This window comes from Parvibaculum indicum (genome assembly GCF_011762095.1).
GTDB lineage: Bacteria > Pseudomonadota > Alphaproteobacteria > Parvibaculales > Parvibaculaceae > Parvibaculum > Parvibaculum indicum.
On record NZ_JAASQO010000010.1, the window covers coordinates 112,595 to 130,640 of the forward strand.

Annotated in this window: 15 protein-coding genes; 6 read left to right on the forward strand and 9 right to left on the reverse strand. The window is 63.9% G+C overall.

Annotated elements, in window-relative coordinates:
• Positions 1–29 precede the first annotated feature (29 nt).
• From FHS78_RS13240 to FHS78_RS13250, 3 genes are all read left to right on the forward strand, one after another.
• Entirely contained in the window at positions 30–1,724 is a 1,695-nt protein-coding gene (locus FHS78_RS13240) for a glycerol-3-phosphate dehydrogenase/oxidase (protein ID WP_167094846.1), read from the forward strand.
• The gene (locus FHS78_RS13245) at positions 1,721–2,722 is read left to right on the forward strand and encodes a diacylglycerol/lipid kinase family protein (RefSeq protein ID WP_167094847.1); all 1,002 of its coding nucleotides are present in this window, start codon (positions 1,721–1,723) and stop codon (positions 2,720–2,722) included. The genes FHS78_RS13240 and FHS78_RS13245 overlap by 4 nt, the downstream gene beginning before the upstream one ends.
• Before the next feature lie 210 nt (positions 2,723–2,932).
• The gene (locus FHS78_RS13250) at positions 2,933–4,603 is read left to right on the forward strand and encodes an FAD-binding oxidoreductase (protein WP_167094848.1); all 1,671 of its coding nucleotides are present in this window, start codon (positions 2,933–2,935) and stop codon (positions 4,601–4,603) included.
• A gap of 281 nt (positions 4,604–4,884) precedes the next feature.
• Here the strand turns inward: FHS78_RS13250 and FHS78_RS13255 are convergent, their stop codons facing one another.
• From FHS78_RS13255 to FHS78_RS13270, 4 genes are all read right to left on the reverse strand, one after another.
• Positions 4,885–5,316 carry a hypothetical protein gene (locus FHS78_RS13255; RefSeq protein WP_167094849.1) on the reverse strand — a complete coding sequence of 144 codons (432 nt, stop codon included), beginning with the start codon at positions 5,314–5,316 and terminating at the stop codon, positions 4,885–4,887.
• Between the two features lie 123 nt (positions 5,317–5,439).
• Positions 5,440–7,146 (reverse strand): SulP family inorganic anion transporter, encoded by a 1,707-nt coding sequence (locus FHS78_RS13260; RefSeq protein WP_167094850.1) that lies wholly within the window; start codon positions 7,144–7,146, stop codon positions 5,440–5,442.
• 196 nt (positions 7,147–7,342) lie between these two features.
• Positions 7,343–7,870 carry a hypothetical protein gene (locus FHS78_RS13265; RefSeq protein ID WP_167094851.1) on the reverse strand — a complete coding sequence of 176 codons (528 nt, stop codon included), beginning with the start codon at positions 7,868–7,870 and terminating at the stop codon, positions 7,343–7,345.
• Between the two features lie 107 nt (positions 7,871–7,977).
• A complete protein-coding gene (locus FHS78_RS13270) occupies positions 7,978–9,564 on the reverse strand; it encodes an AMP-binding protein (RefSeq protein ID WP_167094852.1) in 1,587 nt (528 codons plus the stop codon).
• A gap of 138 nt (positions 9,565–9,702) precedes the next feature.
• Between FHS78_RS13270 and FHS78_RS13275 the strand changes: the two genes are divergently transcribed.
• Positions 9,703–10,476 carry a TIGR01458 family HAD-type hydrolase gene (locus FHS78_RS13275; RefSeq protein WP_167094853.1) on the forward strand — a complete coding sequence of 258 codons (774 nt, stop codon included), beginning with the start codon at positions 9,703–9,705 and terminating at the stop codon, positions 10,474–10,476.
• Positions 10,477–10,703: 227 nt separating this feature from the next.
• Here FHS78_RS13275 and FHS78_RS13280 read toward each other — a convergent pair whose 3' ends face one another.
• From FHS78_RS13280 to FHS78_RS13300, 5 genes are all read right to left on the reverse strand, one after another.
• The gene (locus FHS78_RS13280; RefSeq protein ID WP_167094854.1) at positions 10,704–11,642 is read right to left on the reverse strand and encodes an alpha/beta hydrolase; all 939 of its coding nucleotides are present in this window, start codon (positions 11,640–11,642) and stop codon (positions 10,704–10,706) included.
• A gap of 251 nt (positions 11,643–11,893) precedes the next feature.
• A complete protein-coding gene (locus FHS78_RS13285; RefSeq protein ID WP_167094855.1) occupies positions 11,894–12,100 on the reverse strand; it encodes a hypothetical protein in 207 nt (68 codons plus the stop codon).
• Positions 12,101–12,307: 207 nt separating this feature from the next.
• The gene (locus FHS78_RS13290; protein WP_167094856.1) at positions 12,308–12,856 is read right to left on the reverse strand and encodes a DUF924 family protein; all 549 of its coding nucleotides are present in this window, start codon (positions 12,854–12,856) and stop codon (positions 12,308–12,310) included.
• A 226-nt stretch (positions 12,857–13,082) separates the two neighbouring features.
• The gene (locus tag FHS78_RS13295) at positions 13,083–14,954 is read right to left on the reverse strand and encodes an AMP-binding protein (RefSeq protein WP_167094857.1); all 1,872 of its coding nucleotides are present in this window, start codon (positions 14,952–14,954) and stop codon (positions 13,083–13,085) included.
• Between the two features lie 155 nt (positions 14,955–15,109).
• The gene (locus FHS78_RS13300) at positions 15,110–16,678 is read right to left on the reverse strand and encodes a long-chain-fatty-acid--CoA ligase (RefSeq protein WP_167094858.1); all 1,569 of its coding nucleotides are present in this window, start codon (positions 16,676–16,678) and stop codon (positions 15,110–15,112) included.
• Positions 16,679–16,911: 233 nt separating this feature from the next.
• Between FHS78_RS13300 and FHS78_RS13305 the strand changes: the two genes are divergently transcribed.
• Both FHS78_RS13305 and FHS78_RS13310 read left to right on the forward strand, forming a co-directional pair.
• Positions 16,912–17,454, forward strand: a complete 543-nt coding sequence (locus tag FHS78_RS13305) for a carboxymuconolactone decarboxylase family protein (RefSeq protein ID WP_167094859.1) — start codon at positions 16,912–16,914, stop codon at positions 17,452–17,454.
• A gap of 4 nt (positions 17,455–17,458) precedes the next feature.
• On the forward strand, positions 17,459–18,019 hold the full coding sequence (locus FHS78_RS13310; protein WP_167094860.1) for a carboxymuconolactone decarboxylase family protein: 561 nt from the start codon (positions 17,459–17,461) through the stop codon (positions 18,017–18,019).
• Positions 18,020–18,046 lie beyond the last annotated feature (27 nt).

Consider the following 18,046-nt stretch of genomic DNA (forward strand, 5'->3'; position numbering starts at 1 on the left):
CCCGCCCGATGCAGCGCGACCTGAGAGCCATGAGCGAAGCCGAATACGACCTGGTGATCGTCGGCGGCGGCATTACGGGCGCGAGCGTGGCGTGGGATGCGAGCCTGCGCGGCCTGAAAGTGGCGCTGCTGGAAAAGGGCGACTTCGCGCAAGGCACGACCTCGGGCTCTTCCAAGCTCACCCATGGCGGGTTGCGCTATCTGGTGAACGGGGAGCTGAAGCTCGTGCGCGAGTCGCTGCGCGAGCGCCGGGTCTGGGAGCAGGTCGCGCCGCATATGGTGCATCCGCTGCCCTTCGTCATCCCGACCTATGGCTGGGGCATGAAGGGGCCGGTCGTGCTCTCCATCGGCCTCACCTTTTACGATCTCCTCTCCTATGACCGGAACTGGCTCGCCGACACCGACAAGAAGCTGCCCGGCTTCCGCTCCATCTCGCGGGGCGAGACGCTGGACCTCATCCCCAGCCTGCCGCGCGACGGACTGACCGGCGGCAAGATCTATTACGATTGCCAGATGTTTTCGCCGGAACGGCTCTGCCTGTCGGTGCTGATGGGCGCGGTGGAATATGGCGCCAAGGTCGCGAACTACGCCGAGGTGACGCGCTTCGCGGCGGAGGAAACCGGCAACGGCAAGCGCGTGACCGGCGTCGACGTGACGGACCGCCTGACGGGCGAGACCCACAGGGTGAAGGGCCGCGTGGTGGTAAATGGCGGCGGGCCCTGGGCCGACAAGATGATCGGCATGGCGGAGGAGCACAAACCCTCGCGCCGCTTGATGCGCTCCAAGGGCATTCACATCATCACCCGCGACATTTCCGGCAAATACGCCTTCGCCATCCAGTCCGATATCGGCGGGCATTTTTTCGTCATTCCGTGGCGCGGCCACACCATTCTCGGCACGACCGACAAGCTCTATGAGGGCGATCCGGACAAGGTGGGCGTGTCGGAAGAGGATATCGAGGATTTCATCCGTGTGGTGAATAACGGACTGCCGGGGCTGGAACTGACGCGCGAGGACGTGATCCATTTCTATGCGGGACTGCGTCCGTTGATCGACGACAGCGAGGAAGGCGAGGAGAAGAACTCCTATACGGCAAGCCGCGAGGCGGAAGTCTGCGACCACGCGAAGCTGGACGGGATCGAGGGGCTGATCTCCGCGCTGGGCGGCAAATGGACGACGAGCCGGGCGCTGGCCGAGGAAGTGGTGGACATGGCGCTCGGCAAACTCGGCCGCGAGGCGAAATGCGAAACCGAAGCGACGCCCGTGCATGGCGGCGAGATCGGCCGGCTGAAGAGCTTCATCGAACGGGCCAAGCGCGCCCATCCGGATATGTCGGAAGAGGCGATCGAAAATCTCGTCATGTATTACGGCAGCGAATATGAGCGCGTGCTGGACATGGCCGAAGGCGACAATGCCGATCCCGCGCTGAAGCGCCGCCTCGGCCTCAACGTGCCCGATATCGGCGCGCAGGTGATCCATGCCGTGCGCAACGAAATGGCGCAGACGCTCTCCGACGTGATTTTCCGCCGCACCGGCCTCGGCACGCTGGGCACGCCGGGCACCGATGTCGTGAAGCGCGTGGCCGAACTGATGGCGCGCGAACTGGACTGGGACGAGACGCGGCTCGCCAACGAAATGGCCGACACGCTGAAGCGCTTCGAGACCGTGTCCGCCGAGAGCCAACAAGCAAGCCAGCAGGCACCCCAGAGGACGCAGGGCGCATGAGCATGGGCGGCGCGGAATACCCGATGGACGGGATCCGGGCGGACGGCTACATGCCGCATGTGGCCGCGGTGGTGAACCCGCGTTCCGGCGGCGGCTATACGGGCCGGGCCTGGCGGCGCATCGCAAGCGACCTCGAAAAGCATCTCGGGCCCGTCCGCGCGCATTTCACCGCCTCGCCCTCTTCGCCGCACTACCTGCCCGCCGCCGAACTGACGCGGCAGGCGCTGCGCGAGGGCGCGCAGCTCGTCATCGCGGTGGGCGGCGACGGCACGATCAACGAGGTCGTGAACGGCTTTTACGAAGGCGACGAGCAGATCAACCCGGAAGCGCATCTCGCCATCCTGAATTGCGGCACGGGCGGCGATTTCCGCCGGACCTTCGGCTTTCCCCAGGAATGGGAAAAAGGCATCGCCCATATTGCGAGCGGCGATACGCGGCGCATCGATATCGGGCGGCTGCGCTTCATCGCCGAGGACGGGCGCGAGACGAGGCGCTATTTCAACAATATCGCGAGCTTCGGCATGTCCGGCGATGTGGTGCGCGCGGTGAACCGCGCCACCTGGCAGAAGAATTTCGGCGGCAGCTTCACCTTCTTCTGGTGCTCCATGATGGCCATGCTGGGCTATCGCCCGCGGCCCGTCCGCATCCGGACGGATGCGGGCCTCGACGAGGTGATGAGCGTGGGCACCTGCGCGGTGGCGAACGGACGCTTTTTCGGCGGCGGCATGATGATCGCGCCGGACGCGGCCCCCGATGACGGCATCTTCGACGTGACCGTGCTGCGCGATATGGGCTTTTTCGATTTCGCGAAGAATTCCGGCTCGCTCTACAAAGGCGAGCATATCGGCCATCCGAAGGTGACGACCATGCGGGCGCGCTGGCTGGAAGCCGAGCCGGTGGGCGACAGCCCGGTGCTTCTGGATGTGGACGGCGAGGCGCCGGGACGGCTGCCCGCCCGCTTCGAGATACTACCCGGCGCGCTGACATTGAGGGTGTGACATGGCGGGCCAGACAATCCGGCGCGGAACCTGCCGCCTCACCCCCACCCGCCCGGCTTTGCCGGTCGACCTCCCCCATCAAGGGGGAGGTGAATACAGAAATGCTGCCTCGAAAGCCCTCCCCCTTGACGGGGGAGGGTTGGGAGGGGGTGACGCGACAACATCCGGACCAGGTTTGACAAGCACCGGCCGACCAGGGGGAAACGACAAATGACCATCGACCGCACGACGCTGCGCTGGAACGGCTGGGGGCCGGTTGCCCAGGAAAACGCGCTGCCGGACCAGGCGCCGCAATGGGAATGGATCCGCGAGACGCTGGGGCTGAGCCATCTGCCCAAGACGCCCGCCCAACCCATGAATGAAATCCGCCTCGCGCCGACGCGACTGACGGACGCCCAGCAGGAAAAGCTCGCCGCCATCGTCGGCGAGAACCAGTTGCGCGTGGACGATTACGAACGCGCCTTCCATGCGCGCGGCAAGTCCTATCACGACCTTCTTTACGTGCGCGCGGGCAAGCTCGACATGGCGCCGGACGGCGTCGTCTATCCGCGCGCGGCCGATGAAGTGATGTCGGTGATGAAGCTTGCCGCGGAAGAAGACATTACGCTGGTGCCCTTCGGCGGCGGCTCTTCCGTGGTGGGCGGCGTCAACGCGCTCGCGAAATCGCTCGACGGCGCGGTGCTGACGGTGGACATGACGATGATGACCCGCGTCATCCGCATCGACAAGGTGTCGATGACCGCGCGCATCGAGGCGGGCATTTACGGGCCCGACCTCGAAAAGCAGTTGCAGAACCATGGCGTGACGCTCGGCCATTATCCGCAGAGCTTCGAGTTTTCGACGCTGGGCGGCTGGATCGCCGCGCGCGGCGCGGGCCAGCAGTCGAACCGCTACGGCAAGGCGGAAAAATGGCTGGTGAACGCAAAGCTCGCCACGCCCGAAGGCTTCTGGGAAACGGAAGACTTTCCCGCGAGCGCGGCGGGCCCGAACCTCAACCAGCTCGTGGCGGGCTCGGAAGGCACGCTCGGCATCATCTGCGAAGCGACGGTGAAGGTGCATGAACTGCCCGCGCGGAAAGACTATCGCGGCTATCTCTTCAAGAATTTCGAGGCGGGCGTGGAAGCCGCGCGGCGCATCAACCATGCCGGCATCCCGGTCGCCATGGTGCGGCTGTCGGATGCCGACGAGACCTTTTTCTTCCAGAAATTCTCGTCGAGCGCGGCGGGCGGGCTGAAGTCGAAGCTGCAGAATGCCTATCTGAAGGCGCGCGGCTTTGCCGAAGGGCCCTGCCTGATGCTGATCGGGCTCGAAGGCGAAAAGGACACCGTGCTCTGGGCGCAGGCGCAGACCGAAGCGATCGCCAAGGCCGGGGGCGCGATGGCGCTCGGCACCGGGCCGGGGCGCAAATGGTATGAGAGCCGGTTCCACTCGCCCTATAGCCGCGACCCGATGCTCGACCGCGGGCTCGGCGTCGACACGCTGGAAACCTCGACGCACTGGTCGAACATCGCAGCGCTGCGCGAAAAGGTGACGGCGGCCATCACCAGGGCGATGGACGACAACATGCCCGAACAGGGCGCACGCGGCATCGTGATGGCGCATGTGAGCCATTCCTATCCGGACGGCGCGAGCCTCTATTTCACCTTCGTGTTTCCGCGCCAGCGCGACCGCGAGGTGGAGCAATGGGAAGCGATCAAGCGCGCCGCGTCGGACGCCATCGAGGCGGGCCACGGCACGATCAGCCATCACCACGGCGTCGGCACCGACCATGCGCCCTGGATGCTGGAAGAAAAAGGCGAGATCGGGATGGGCACGCTGAAAGCGGTGAAGGCAAAGCTCGACCCGAAGGGGATTTTGAACCCGGGGAAATTGCTGGGGTAGGAGCGCGTTCCGACGATGCAGTATCACCTCCCCCTTGACGGGGGAGGTCGACCGGCAAAGCCGGGCGGGTGGGGGTGACGCGCCAAACGCCGGCGCCCGCGACTGCGGCCCGGGGCCCCCCCCCCCCCCCCCCCCCCCGGGGGGGGGGGGGGGGGCGCCCCCCCCGGGGGGGGGGGGGGGGGCCCCACGCGCCAAACGCCGGCGCCCGCGACTGCGGCCCCACCCCCTCCCTGCCCTCCCCCGTCAAGGGGGAGGGAAAAGCGAAACGGCCCCGACCGACCTCAGAACAGATCCTTGATGTGGTCGTTGAAATCGAAGTCGTTCAGCGTCCAGCCATCGGCGCCCTTGTAGAAGGTGAAGTACCAGACCAGCGCGGAAGTCTCCTGCTTCTGCAGATAGACGGCGCGGTAGAGCGAGGTGCCGAGTTCCTTGTCCTCGACAAGCTCGTAACCGACATTCTTGCCCATATGGGTTTCGACCTGCGGCATCTGATCGGCGACATGCGCCTTGAACTCGCCGAACTGCTCCTGCGAGAAGCCGACATGAGGCTTGAGCGCCTCGAAGCCCGCATCGATCTTGCCGCCGGAAATATCCTTCATCGCGCTGTCGGTCAGCGCCTTGACGTCGCTCAGGCTTTCGAGCGAGCCCGCAAAGGCGCTCGAGCCCGGCACGAGAAGAAGCGCCACCACGAGCGCCGCGATCCAGTTTTTCATGATTTCCCCCAATCGAATGTCACCCGGAAGAGGAAAGCCTAGCGCAGTTTTGTGACGATTGATAATCGGTGGGAAATATTGGCCTTGCTCCACGTCATGGCCCAACTTGTTCGGGGCATGACGCTATCGAGCAGAGTTACCTGCCACGATCTCCCGCGCGGTTGCGATGGCTTCGTCGAAATTCGCCACGCGGATGACGGCGCCGTCGAGGACGCCCATCTGGGTCAGCACCTGTTCGGGCTGGGGCTGGAGCGCGGTGACGATGACTTTCGTGCCGTGCTTCGCGCAGCGGTCGATCAGCGTCTGGATGGCGCTGGCGCCGGTGCCGTCGATGAGCGGCACGGCGCGCATGCGCAGGATGAAGACCTTCGGCGGCGTGCCGATGCGGTCCATCGTCTCGCCGAGCCGCATGGCGACGCCGAAGAAGAACGGCCCGTTGATGACGCTCGCCACGACGCCCGGCGGCAACTCGCGCTCTTCCATCGGCGGCACCGCATGGGGCGCATTGTCGGCCCGGTCCTCTTCCAGCAGCTTCATATGCGCCTGCACCTCCACCGCCTCCGACATGCGATGCATGAAAAGTACGGCGGCGAGCACCACGCCGACCTCGATGGCGACGGTGAGATCGACCGCGACGGTGAGGCCGAAAGTGGCCAGCAGCACCAGCCGGTCGCCGATGGGCGCCTTCATCAGATGCGCGAACTTGTCGATCTCCGACATGTTCCAGGCCACGACGAAAAGAATGGCGGCGAGCGCGGCCAGCGGAATGAAGGTCGCGAGCGGCCAGGCGACGAGCAGGAAGACGAGCACGGCGGCGGCGTGGACCATGCCGGAGACGGGCCCGACGGCGCCGGCGCGGATATTGGTCGCGGTGCGCGCGATGGCGCCCGTCGCCGGCAGCCCGCCCACCAGCGCCGAGGCGCAATTGGCCGCGCCCTGCGCCACCAGCTCGCAATTGGAGCGGTGGCGGCGCCCGGTCATGCTGTCGGCGACCATGGCGGAAAGAAGCGATTCCACCCCGCCCAGAAAGGCGATGGTGAAGGCCGACGGGATGAGCGTGCCGAGCCGGTGCAGGCTCACATCCGGCAGGGTGGGCATGGCAAAGGAGGGATTGAGCCCGGCAAAGCGCGTGCCGATGGTCTCGGTCGGGAGCGCAAAGGCCCAGACGAGAATGGAGGCCAGCACGGCGACGAAGAGAAAACCCGGCCAGGTGGGCCGGTAGCGCCGGAGCGCCAGAATGAAGACGAGCGAACCCAGCGCCACGGCAAGCGTCGCGGGCGACAGCGTGGGCAGCGCGGCAAACAGCACGGGGATCTTGTCGAAAAAGGCGCCCGGCAATTCGCCGGTCGTCAGCCCGAGGAAATCCTTGATCTGGCTCGTCGCGATGATGACGGCGATACCGGCGGTGAAGCCCGTGACCACGGGCTGCGGCACATATTTGATATAGGTGCCGAGCCGCGCCCAGCCCGCCACCATGAGCATGAGGCCGGCCATGAAGGTGGCGATGACGAGCCCGTCATAGCCCTGCGTCTCGATGATGTTGAAGACGACGACGACGAAAGCGCCGGTGGGACCGCCGATCTGGAAACGGCTGCCGCCCAGCGCGGAGATGAGAAAGCCCGCCACGATGGCCGTCAGCAGCCCCTTGTCCGGCGTCGCGCCCGAGGCGATGGCCAGCGCCATGGAAAGCGGCAGCGCGACGATGGCGACGGTCAGACCGGCCGTGAGGTCCGCGCCGAACTTGCCGGGCGTATAGCCCTCGCGCAGCACGGTCAGCAATTTGGGTACGAAAAGCCCCTGCGCGGCAGGGGTGGGCCGGTCCATGGACATGGAAACTCTCACGAGGCGGGATTGGGAACCCGGAGTCTAGCAAGCGGCCCCTCGCCCATGTCATAGGGATTTTTACGTAGCGAACATCGGAGAACGTCTGGTGCGCTTCCCGCCCGGAGTCCGGGAAGCGTGAAGGCTTTCTTATCCCCACCCACGCAAACGAAGGACGCCTCCAACTTAACCGTTCGAAATGGCTTCAGTTAAAAGCATCAAAAATACTTCTAACTTTCGCTGCCTTCCGCTTCACACGCCATCGTGAATAGATATTAGGGTGCGTCCCAGAGAAATAGGTTTTTCTAATTACATCGTCCAGCACCAATCCCAAACTAGATGCTGCTTGGAGTAACTTCTCTTGTCGATCAATATCACTCTTAGTATGTGCTACCCAATCTGGAACTCTTGTCAGCGTTCTGAGTCCTTCTTCAATACCCCAAAGAGAATAACGCACGTCAAGGCGTAGGTCTTTGAGCTTATCGGCAGCCCCTTTCGCCCTTTCATGTTTTTCCTTGTGAAGATCAGGATTTTCATTCTTCGCCAAGATATAACTCAAAGCTATGACTTCATGGACCAGCCTGCCTACTCGATCTAAATTTCGAGAGATTGAGACTCTGACTGCCTCTCGATTTCCTTCCCGCCTTCGGTTGCCCGCAGAAATCAATAGATTGAGAAATGAGGCCGCAGCTGCAACCGCAGCGGCTCCGAGAGTTGCAAAATCTGATGTCATGGACCCTTCCAATATAAATGATTTATATTTAGGTTTATTTCTACAGCACCAGGACTAATTCTCCACAAAAATATACGTTTTCTATATTTGAATGATTCCCAAAATAATTAATCCTCCGCTTCCAGCACGTTCCTGAGTTCGGCCTTGGCGATCTTTTCCAGCGTCGAACGCGGGAACTCCGGCAGGATGCGGACCTCGCGCGGGACCTTGAAATCGGCAAGGCCCTTTTGGCAGGCGGCCATGACATCTTCCTTGAGGCTCGGCGGCGCGGCGTCCTCGCCGCCCGGGACGAGCAGGAAGGCGACGGGCACTTCGTCGAGCATCGAATCCTTGCGCGCCACGACCGCGCATTCGGCGATGCCGGGCACCGTCATCACCACGCGCTCGATTTCCGATGCGGCGACATTCTCGCCGCCGACTTTCAGCATGTCCTTGTCGCGGTCGGCGAACTGGATGAAGCCGTCCTCGAGCAGCGTCACCCGGTCGCCCGTGATGAAGAAGCCCTTCTCGTCGAACGTGTCGGCTGTGGCCTGCGGGTTGTTGAGATATTCGAGGAACAGCGAAATGCCCGGCACGCCACGCACCAGCAGGAAGCCCGTCTCGCCGACATCGACGGAGGAGCCGTCCTCGCGCGTGATGGCGATTTCGTAGCCCGGCGAAGGACGGCCGCAGCTCATGGGCCGGTCGGGCAGATGCGGATTGCCGACGATGCCGTGGGTGATGGTTTCGGTCATGCCCCACCAGCCGACGGTCTTCACGCCGAAATGCGCATCCGTGGGCGGCTCGCACACGCCATTGCCCCAGAAGCGGTAGGAATGCTCCGGCACTTCGCGGTCCATCAGCGCCTTCAGGCAGAAGGGCACCATGCTCGTCCAGGTGCAGCCATGCTTGAGCGACACGTCCCAGAAACGCGAGGCGGAAAAGCGCGGCTGCAGCACCACCGTGCCGCCCACCCAGAGCGTGGAGAGCACGGAATAGCTCTGCGCATTGGTGTGGAAGTAAGGCAGATAGGTGAGATGCACGTCGGAGGGCCGCAGGTCTTCATGCATGGCGCACATCTTCGCGCCCCAGAGCGCATTGGCGTGCGTCCAGACGACGCCCTTGGGCCGCGAGGTGGTGCCGGAGGTGTACTGGATGCCGACCGGCAGCATGGGATCGGCGGGGCGCAGCGGCGCATCGTCGGCATTGCCGAAAAGCTGCTCGAAACTGTCGAACCTGCCCGGTGCATGGCCGGAAGCGGGCGGCACGCCGCAATCGGTCTCGGTGACCGCGATCCATTTGAGGTCCGGACAGGCGCTTGCCACGAGATCGGCGAAGATCGGCTGGGTGATCGCACCGACGGCGGAAGCGTGGGAGGCGAAATAGGTGAGATCGTCGGCCACCGAACGCGCATTGGTGGTGACGGCGACGCAGCCCAGATGCGCGCAGGCATACCAGGCGACAACGGCCTCGGGGCAATTGTCGAGATGGATGAGCACGCGCTCGCCGGCCTGCACGCCGCGCGCCTTCAGGCCTGCCGCGAGGCGCTTCACATCGTGCTGGAAGGCGGCATAGGACCAGATCCGCTCCGGCCCCTCGAAGGGTTCCCAGACGAGGAACGGATGCTCGGGACGGCGCGTGGCATGGGTGGCCAGCAGATGCGGCACGTCGAACGCGGAAAAGGGATGGATTTGCGGCGAGCGCAAGGCGGGCATGTGGCGACCTCCCCGGTCTTTATGTTCGGTTCTTTATGTTCGGTTCTTTTCCCGAAGGATAACGCAGGCTTGAGCCCCGCGCCAAAGCCGCTCTAGACTTGGACGCGGGAGCGAGGGGCCATGCTAAGGGCGATTGCAATGACCCCGAAGTCAGTTTCGGATGCGAAAGCCGCCCTGCTCGACATCAGCGGCGTGCTTTATGAAGGCGACACGGCGCTGCCCGGCGCGGCGGATGCGCTTGCCCGGCTCCGGCAGGCGGGCTTTCCCTTCCGCCTCATCACCAATACGAGCCGCAGCCCGAAACGCATGATCGTGGAGAAGCTGACGCGGCTGGGCTTCGAGGTGAGCGCGGAAGACGTGGTGACGACCGCCTCGGTCGCCTGCGCGGCGATGAAGGCGGACGGCGTGAAACCCTATCTCCTCGTCCATCCCGATCTTCTGGAAGATTTACCCGATCAGGCGGCGGAACCGGATGCCGTGCTGCTGGGCGATGCCGCGCAGCACTTCACCTATGAGAAGCTCAACGAAGCCTTCCGCATCCTGATCGAGGGCGGCAAATTCTACGCGCTGGGGAAGAACCGCTATTTCAAGGGGGCGAGCGGGCTCGAACTCGATGCGGGCGCCTTCGTCGCCGCGCTGGAATATGCCAGCGGCGCGGAGGCCCGCCTCATCGGCAAACCCTCGCCGGATTATTTCCGCGAGGCGGCCAGGGAGATCGGCGCCGACCCCGCCACCACGCTGATGGTGGGCGACGATGTGGAGGCGGATGTGCTGGGCGCCATCGAAGCGGGCTTCATGGCCGCGCTGGTGAGAGAAGGAAAGTTCCGCGCGGGCGACGAGGAGACCGCGAAGAAAGGCGGCGCGCATGTGGCGGCGTCGCTGGAAGAGATCGTGGAGGAGCTGCTGGCCTGAGCCTCAAAGGGAAAGAGGCTCCCCTCTGTCCTCGTCATTCCGGGCTTGACCCGGAATCCATACTGCAAGGCCGCATGGACCCCGGCTGAAGGCCAGGGTGACGGGATAGTTTTCCACTGTCGGGAATTTACGAGAGCGCTTCCTTCAGCGCCTGCGACTGTCGCCCCACCCCCTCCCTGCCCTCCCCCTTCAAGGGGGAGGGAAAGGAAAGCGGCATTGCCTGAATATCAGCCCAGCGCTTCCTTCAGCGCCTTGGCGGCGGCTTTCACCGCGTCGCGCGAGACGTCGAGGGCGGCCTGCAGGTTGAAGAAGCCGTGGATCATGCCGTCGTAATTGACATATTCGACCTCGACGCCCGCCTTTTTCAGCGCATCGGCGTAAGCCTTGCCTTCGTCGCGCAGCACGTCGAAACCGGCGGTCACGACATAGGCCGGCGGCAGGCCGGACAGGTCCTTCGCCCGCAGCGGCGCAAGGAGCGGATCGCTTTCATCCGCGCCATTGCCCGCATAATGCTTCCAGAACCACTCCATCCCTTCCTTCTCGAGGAAATAGCCCTCGGCGAAGCTGTCATAGGAGCCGGTCTGGCCGGGCTTATCCGTCACCGGATAAATCAGGAGCTGGAAGGAAACGACCGGACCCTTGTTGGCTTTGGCCATCTGCGTGACGACGGCGGAAAGATGCCCGCCCGCGCTGTCGCCGCCCACCGCGATGCGGTTGGGATCGACATTGATGTCGGCGGCATTCGCCTCCACCCATTTCACGGCGGCGTAGCAATCTTCCGACGCGGCGGGAAAGGGATGTTCCGGCGCGAGGCGGTAATCCACCGCGACCACCTTGCAGCCGCTTTCATTGGCCAGCGTCCGGCACAGCGCGTCATGCGTTTCCAGATCGCCGATCACCCAGCCGCCGCCATGGAAGAAGACGAGCGCCGGCAAACCGTTGCCGCCCGCGACGGGTTCGTAAAGACGGATCGGGATGTCGCCGGCGGGGCCGGGAATGGCGCGGTCTTCCACCTTGCCGATGGGAACGCCCTGCGCATCGAGCGCGGCGGACAGCCCGCGATACATTTCGCGCGCGCCCTCCGGCGGCAGATCGATGATGCGCGGCATTTCCGTATTCTCGGCCATGGCGTCGAGAATGGCTTTCGCCTGCGGATCGAGTGTCATGGAAGGCCTCCCCTCATTCTTTCTCATGCCGGCAATGCATTGCCTGCTTTTGCCGGTCCCGTTCTTCTTCCCTCTATCTAGCCGCGCGAAGCGCCATGCGCCAAGCCACAAATGCGCTTGACGAAACGGTACGCAGGGGAAAGAGGGAACGGGAAAGGAGGGAAAAAGGGTCAAAATGCCTGTGCCTGGCGCTTCACCCCCTCCCGTCAAGGGGGAGGGAGTGGAGCCCCGAATGCGGCCCCGGATAAAACTCAGTGCAACACGCCGCCTTCGCGGTTGCGCCGTCCGCTTACCATGTCCAGCACGACGACGCGTAACTGCCGCCAGGCCTCGGCGCGCAGTTTCTCACCGATTTTCTCCAGTTCGTCGACGGCCTGATCGGCAAAACCGATGGCCTTTTCGCCATGCGTATCGACCATATAGGCGGCGAGAAGATTGATTTCGTGCTCGGTGACCATGGGGTTCGGCTCTCCGTCAGGCGTTGGGGTTTTGCCCGAGGGATTGCAATGGGCGGGCCAGAGCGGGGCCCGGAAAATCAGCTATATTTTTCAATGAATTGAGCGGAACGCCGCGCGGTTCCGGCGACCGGGCGGCAAAGCCTTCCCGGCCGAAACCGCCCCATGCGGCCAATTTTGCCCATGGGCGCGCGCCGCGACGGGCTAGTCTCAGCCCGCGAAGCCGCCCTCGTCGAGAAAGCTCTGCTCTTCCGGCGTCGTCGCGCGGCCCAGCACCCCGTTGCGATGCGGGAAGCGGCCGAAGCGGCGGATGATGTCGACATGGATGTCGGCGAATTTCATCGTTTCGGGGTCGTTGAGACGCCCGGCGAAATATTTGAGCCCCTCTTCCTGCGCGGCGAGGTCTTCGGCATGCATGAAGGGCATGTAGAACCAGCGGCGCGCGACCTCCGGCAGGGTCGTGTCGAAACCGCGCGCGATCGCCTCGCGCGCCAGCTCGAGGGCCTTCGCGTCGGCGGCCCAGGCGCGGTGATCGTCGCGATAGATATTGCGGGGGAACTGATCGAGGAGGATGACGAGCGCGAGCGCGCTTTCCGGCTCGCCCACCCAATCGTCGTAATCGCCCTCCGCCGCCGCCTTCACCGCGTCGCCGAACTCGTTGCGGATTTCCGCATCGAAGGCGTCGCTTTTGGTGAACCACTTCTCCGGTCCGGCACTGAACCAGAAGTCGAGCACGTCGCGGGGGCGGATGAGGGACATGGGGGCGGCTCCGGAGAAGATGTCAGAGCCGCCAGCTAACCAGAAGTGTCATCCCGGCGAAAGCCGGGACCCACTCGCCTTCGATATTTGTTGGAACGCTAGTGGGTCCCGGGAATGACAGGACGGGGAGAGAGCCGTCATTGCGAGCGCAAGCGAAGCAATCCAGAGGCGGCAGACGCTGCGCTGGATTGCTTCGTCGCTTTCGCTCCTCGCAATGACGGGAGCGTTACTTCACCACCACGATCACATCGTCGGCGGGGTCGGCCTCGAAGAGCTTTTCCACCAGATGCGCGCGGCGCGAGGCGGTGGCGGACTGGTTCACATAACCCTTGTCGGTGATCTCATGACCGTCGATAGAGGGCGGCTCCAGCATGAGGTGGAGGCGCGCGATGCGGGTGGACGATCCGCCGCCCGACTTGTTGTGCATCTCGAGCGCATTGAGGAGGTGTTCGATCACTTTCGGATGCGCGATTACATCTTCCGGCGCCATATCCTCCGGCAGGCCGGCGGCGGCCTTCATGCCCGCGATATTCGGCCAGGCGAGGAGCGCGATGTAAGGCTTGTCGAGGCCGCAGACCACCGCGTCCTGCACCATGGGCGACATGGCGGCGACGACGTCGGCGCGCAGCGTGCCGGTGGAGACCCATGTGCCGGTGGAAAGCTTGAAGTCCTCCGTCACGCGGCCATCGAAAACGAAACCGAGATGCGGGTCGTCCTCATCGAGGAACTTGGCCGCATCGCCGAGCGAATAGAAGCCTTCCTCATCGAACGCCTTGGCTGTCTTTTCCTCATCGCCGTGATAGCCCGGCGTCACCATGGGCCCTCGCACGCGGACTTCCATCTTCGCGCCCGACGGTACGAGCTTCAGTTCCATGCCCGGCAGCGGCAGGCCGATGAGGCCGACGCGCTCGGTGATCCAGTGAACGACGGTGATGCCCTGCGTCTCCGTCGCGCCATACATGGTGGTCAGCGGAATACGATGGCCCGTCTCGGCAATGGCAAGGCGCTGCATGCGGTCGTAGAGATCGCTCGACAGCGTCGCGCCGCCATAGGCCATATATTCGAGGTTCCGGAAGAAGGAGGCGCGCAGTTCCGGATCGCGCTCCATCGCATCGGCCAACATGCCGAAGGCGACCGGCGCGGAGCCGAAGACACGCGGGCTCACCTCGCGCAGATTGGCGATGGTCTGCTCGAACAGGCCCGGCACGGGCTTGCCCGCATCGAGATGCACCGTGCCGCCATTGGCCAGATTGCCGTTGAAGGAGATGTTGCCCGCGGAGATGTGGTTCCAGGGCATCCATTCAAGGCTCTGCGGAATGTCGTCCGGATCGGGCTCCTCGGTGCGGAGCGCTTCCTGGGCGGCGATCTGCGCCATCATCATGCGATGCGTCTGCACCACGCCCTTGGGCATGCCGGTGGAGCCGGAAGTGAAGAGATATTTCGCGACCGTGTCGTGATCGACCCGGTCGAGCGCTTCATCGACTTCCGAGCCCGCAGGCGTCTGAATAAGATCGCGATAGGCGACGGTGTCGCGGCCCGGCACCTCGCCGGAGCCCGTGACGACGGTCACGTCGTCGCCGAGATCGAGCGCGCCGATCGCCTTGGCGAACATCTCGCCCTGCTCGGCGAAGACGAATTTCGGCTTCGCGACCGAGGCAACATGCTTGAGCTTGGAATAATCCGTGCTCATCAGCGAATAGGGCACGCTGACCGGCGCGACGGGCACGCCCGCTTTCATCGCGCCCAGCGCCATGACGGCATGGGCGATGGAATTGCCCGACAGGATCATGATGGGCGTGGACTGGTTGAGCCCGCGCTGAAGAAGCGCCGCCGCGACGGAACGCGCCGCGCGCTGCGCCTCGCCATAGGTGATGTAGCGCCAAGCGCCGTCCGGCCCGCGCTCGCCGATGAAATGGCGCTCGGGATGCGCCGCCGCCTTTTCCGCGAGAATATGCGGCACGGAGCGCTTCATCGCCGGCAGCTCGTGCTGGGAACGGACATAGGTCGTGCCGTCCTCCATCCGCTCGACGACGATCTTCGGCGGCTTCTGCTTCAGCGGCTTGAACGGAACGTCGTTCAACTCCTCCGCAAGGCTCATGGTTTCCTCCCATTGGCAGAGTTTGAATTCGGATAGCAATTTCCAATAACTGTCACCCCGGGCTTCGTCCCGGGGTCCAGAGCGGCACAGTCAGTGCTTGCGGCCCCTGGATCCCGGCACAAGGCCGGGATGACAGGTCAAATTTATCTCGCCGATCAGTTGATCATCCGCTCGCGGCCTTCCCAGTAGGGCTTGCGCAGTTCGCGGCGCAGGATCTTGCCGGACGGGTTGCGCGGCAACGCCTCGATGAAGGCGACGTCCTTGGGCACCTTGTAGGAGGCGATGCGCGTCCTGGCGAAGGCGATGATGTCGTCCGCGCTCGCGCTTTCGCCCGGCTTCAGCACGATGATGGCCTGCACCGCCTCGCCCCATTTGTCGTGCGGCACGCCGACCACGGCGGCATCGGCGACGGCGGGATGACCGAAAAGCGCGTTTTCGACTTCCGCGGGATAGATGTTCTCGCCGCCCGAGACGATCATGTCCTTCACGCGGTCATGAATGTAGAGATAGCCGTCCTCGTCGAAGAAGCCGGCGTCGCCGGAATAAAACCAGCCGTCGACGATAGATTCCGTCGTCGCCTCGGGACGGTTCCAATAGCCCTTCATCACCGAACCGCCCTTGATGAGCACTTCGCCGACGCCGCCCTTCTCCACATCCTTGCCGTTCTCGTCGACGATGCGGATTTCGGTGCCGGGATTGGGAATGCCGCAGGAGCGGAGCTTGTTCCTGGCCGGGTCATGCGCATGGGGCGGCAGATGGGTCGCGCCGCCCGTCGTTTCCGTCAGGCCGTAAAGCTGCACGAACTCCGCCTTGAAACGGTCCTGCGCATTGCGCAGCACGTCCTCGGCAATGGGCGAAGCGCCATAGAGAAGCTGGCGCACGGTGGAGACATTCACCTCTGCGATATTGGGCTGCTGCAGGAGGAAGAGAATGACGGCGGGCACGATGAAGAGGACGGTGATGCCCTCCTTCTCGATCAACTGCAGGATCACCGCCGGGTCCACATCCTTCAGCACGACATTCTTGCAGCCATGCAGATGGCCCAGAATGCCAATATTGACGCCCGCCACATGGAAGAGCGGCATGCAGACCAGCACGACGTCGTCCTCGCGCCAATCCGCCCAGCCGGACTTCATGCCCTGCTCGAAAACCGCGAGATAGTTGCGATTGGTGAGCTGCACGCCCTTGGGATGGCCCGTCGTGCCGGAGGTGTAGAGCTGGATCACGTCGTCGTCGATGTCGGAAGGCAGCATCGGGTCTTCGTTCGGGAAGCTGTCGCGCCACTCCGCAAAGGAAATCCAGTCCGACCGGCCGCCGTCCAGCGCCACCACTTTCCGGATATTGGGGCATTCCGGCAGCACCTTTTCGACGACGTCGTAATATTCCGCGCCGACGAACAGAATTTCCGTACGGGAATCGTTCAGCACATAGGCGATTTCCGGCGCGGCGAGACGCCAGTTGACGCCGACCATCACCGCCTTCGCCTTGAAGGCGCCGTAGAGCACCTCGAAATAAAGGTCGGAACTCTTGCCGATATAGCCGATGCGGCTGTCGGGCTTGCAGCCCTCGGCAATCAGCCCTTGCGCCACGCGATTGGCATAGGCGTCGAGTTCGGCATAGGTGGTGCGGCGCTCGCCGAAGACCTGGGCGGTGTCGCCGCCCTGCGCCTTGGCCCGGTAGCGCGTGATATCCGCAACGCAGCGAACCTCGTTCGCGTCGAACATGGCATTTCCTCCCTCATATACGCGCCGGGCCCTTCCCCGGGGCCGTTTGCCGGCGCGCCGATGTCATTTTGTGAGTATTCTTTGCCGCGAGTGTAACGGTGCTATCGCAGGGAGCAAGCGCAACCGGCGCACCGAAATGCTATAAGCGCCGGACACGGAACCGACGCAACGATACGCTGCGGAAGGGGCGAAAGACCCCACACACAACAAGAGAAAGTCACAGGGAGAACCAGATGGCCCGCATACCCTATTTCGATCCGGAACAGGCCGAAGGCCGCGCGAAGGAAGTCTACAAGAAGCTGCCGCCACTCAATATTTTCCGCATGCTCGGCCATTCCGGCGAGATGCTGGACGGCTTCATCAAGCTCGGCAACCAGATCCTGATGTTTTCCGAACTGGACCCGGTCCTGCGTGAAATCGCCATTGTGCGCACGGGCGTGCTGCGCGGCTCCTCCTACGAGGTCTATCAGCATGAGGCGATCTCGCGCCGGATGGGCATGAGCGACGCCCTCATCGAGGCGATCCATGAGGGGCCGGAGGCCGGGGCGTTCGACGACATGCAGCGCATGGTGATGCGCTTCACCGACGATGTGGTGACGAACACACGCGCCTCCGACGCGACCTTCGACCCGCTGCTGGAAAAGCTGGGCCCCAAGCAGATGCAGGAACTGACCATCACCATCGGTTACTACACGATGGTCTCGAACTTCCTCGAAACCTTCGACGTGGATATCGAGGAGAAGCCCGTCGATACGGGCATCGGCAAGAAGGCCTGACGCGATGGCGAAACTGCCCTATCCGGACCCGGCGGCGCTGCCGAAGGAAAACCGGAAACTCCTCGAAACGCTCCCGCCGCTGAACATCTTCCACATGCTCTCCGGCGCGGGGGCGAGCTTTCCGGCCTTCATGGCGCTCATCAACGCCTATCTGAACCACGGGGCGCTGGAGGCGGAGCTGCGCGAACTGGCCATATTGCGGGTCGGGCATTTGCAGAAGAGCCCTTACGAGCTTCACCAGCATGAGCGCGTGTCGCGCACCATCGGGATGAGCGCGGAGCGCATCGCCGCGGCGGGCGGGCCGCTCCCCTCGCCGCATTTCAGCGCGGCGGAGAACGCGGCGCTCGCCTTCATCGACGACCAGGTGGCCAAGGTGAAGGCGGACGGCGCCTTGTTCGACGCCGCGCATGAGCATGTCGGCGATGCGGGGATGCAGGAACTGATCCTCATCGTGGGCATCTACATGCTGGTCTGCCGTTATCTCGAAACGATGGAGATCGAGCTGGAGGAGACGGAGATCGAGGGCTCGGGTCTGGAGGAGATCGGCGCGACGATGGGGCGGTGAGGGGTTTAGGGTAACAACCAAACGCAT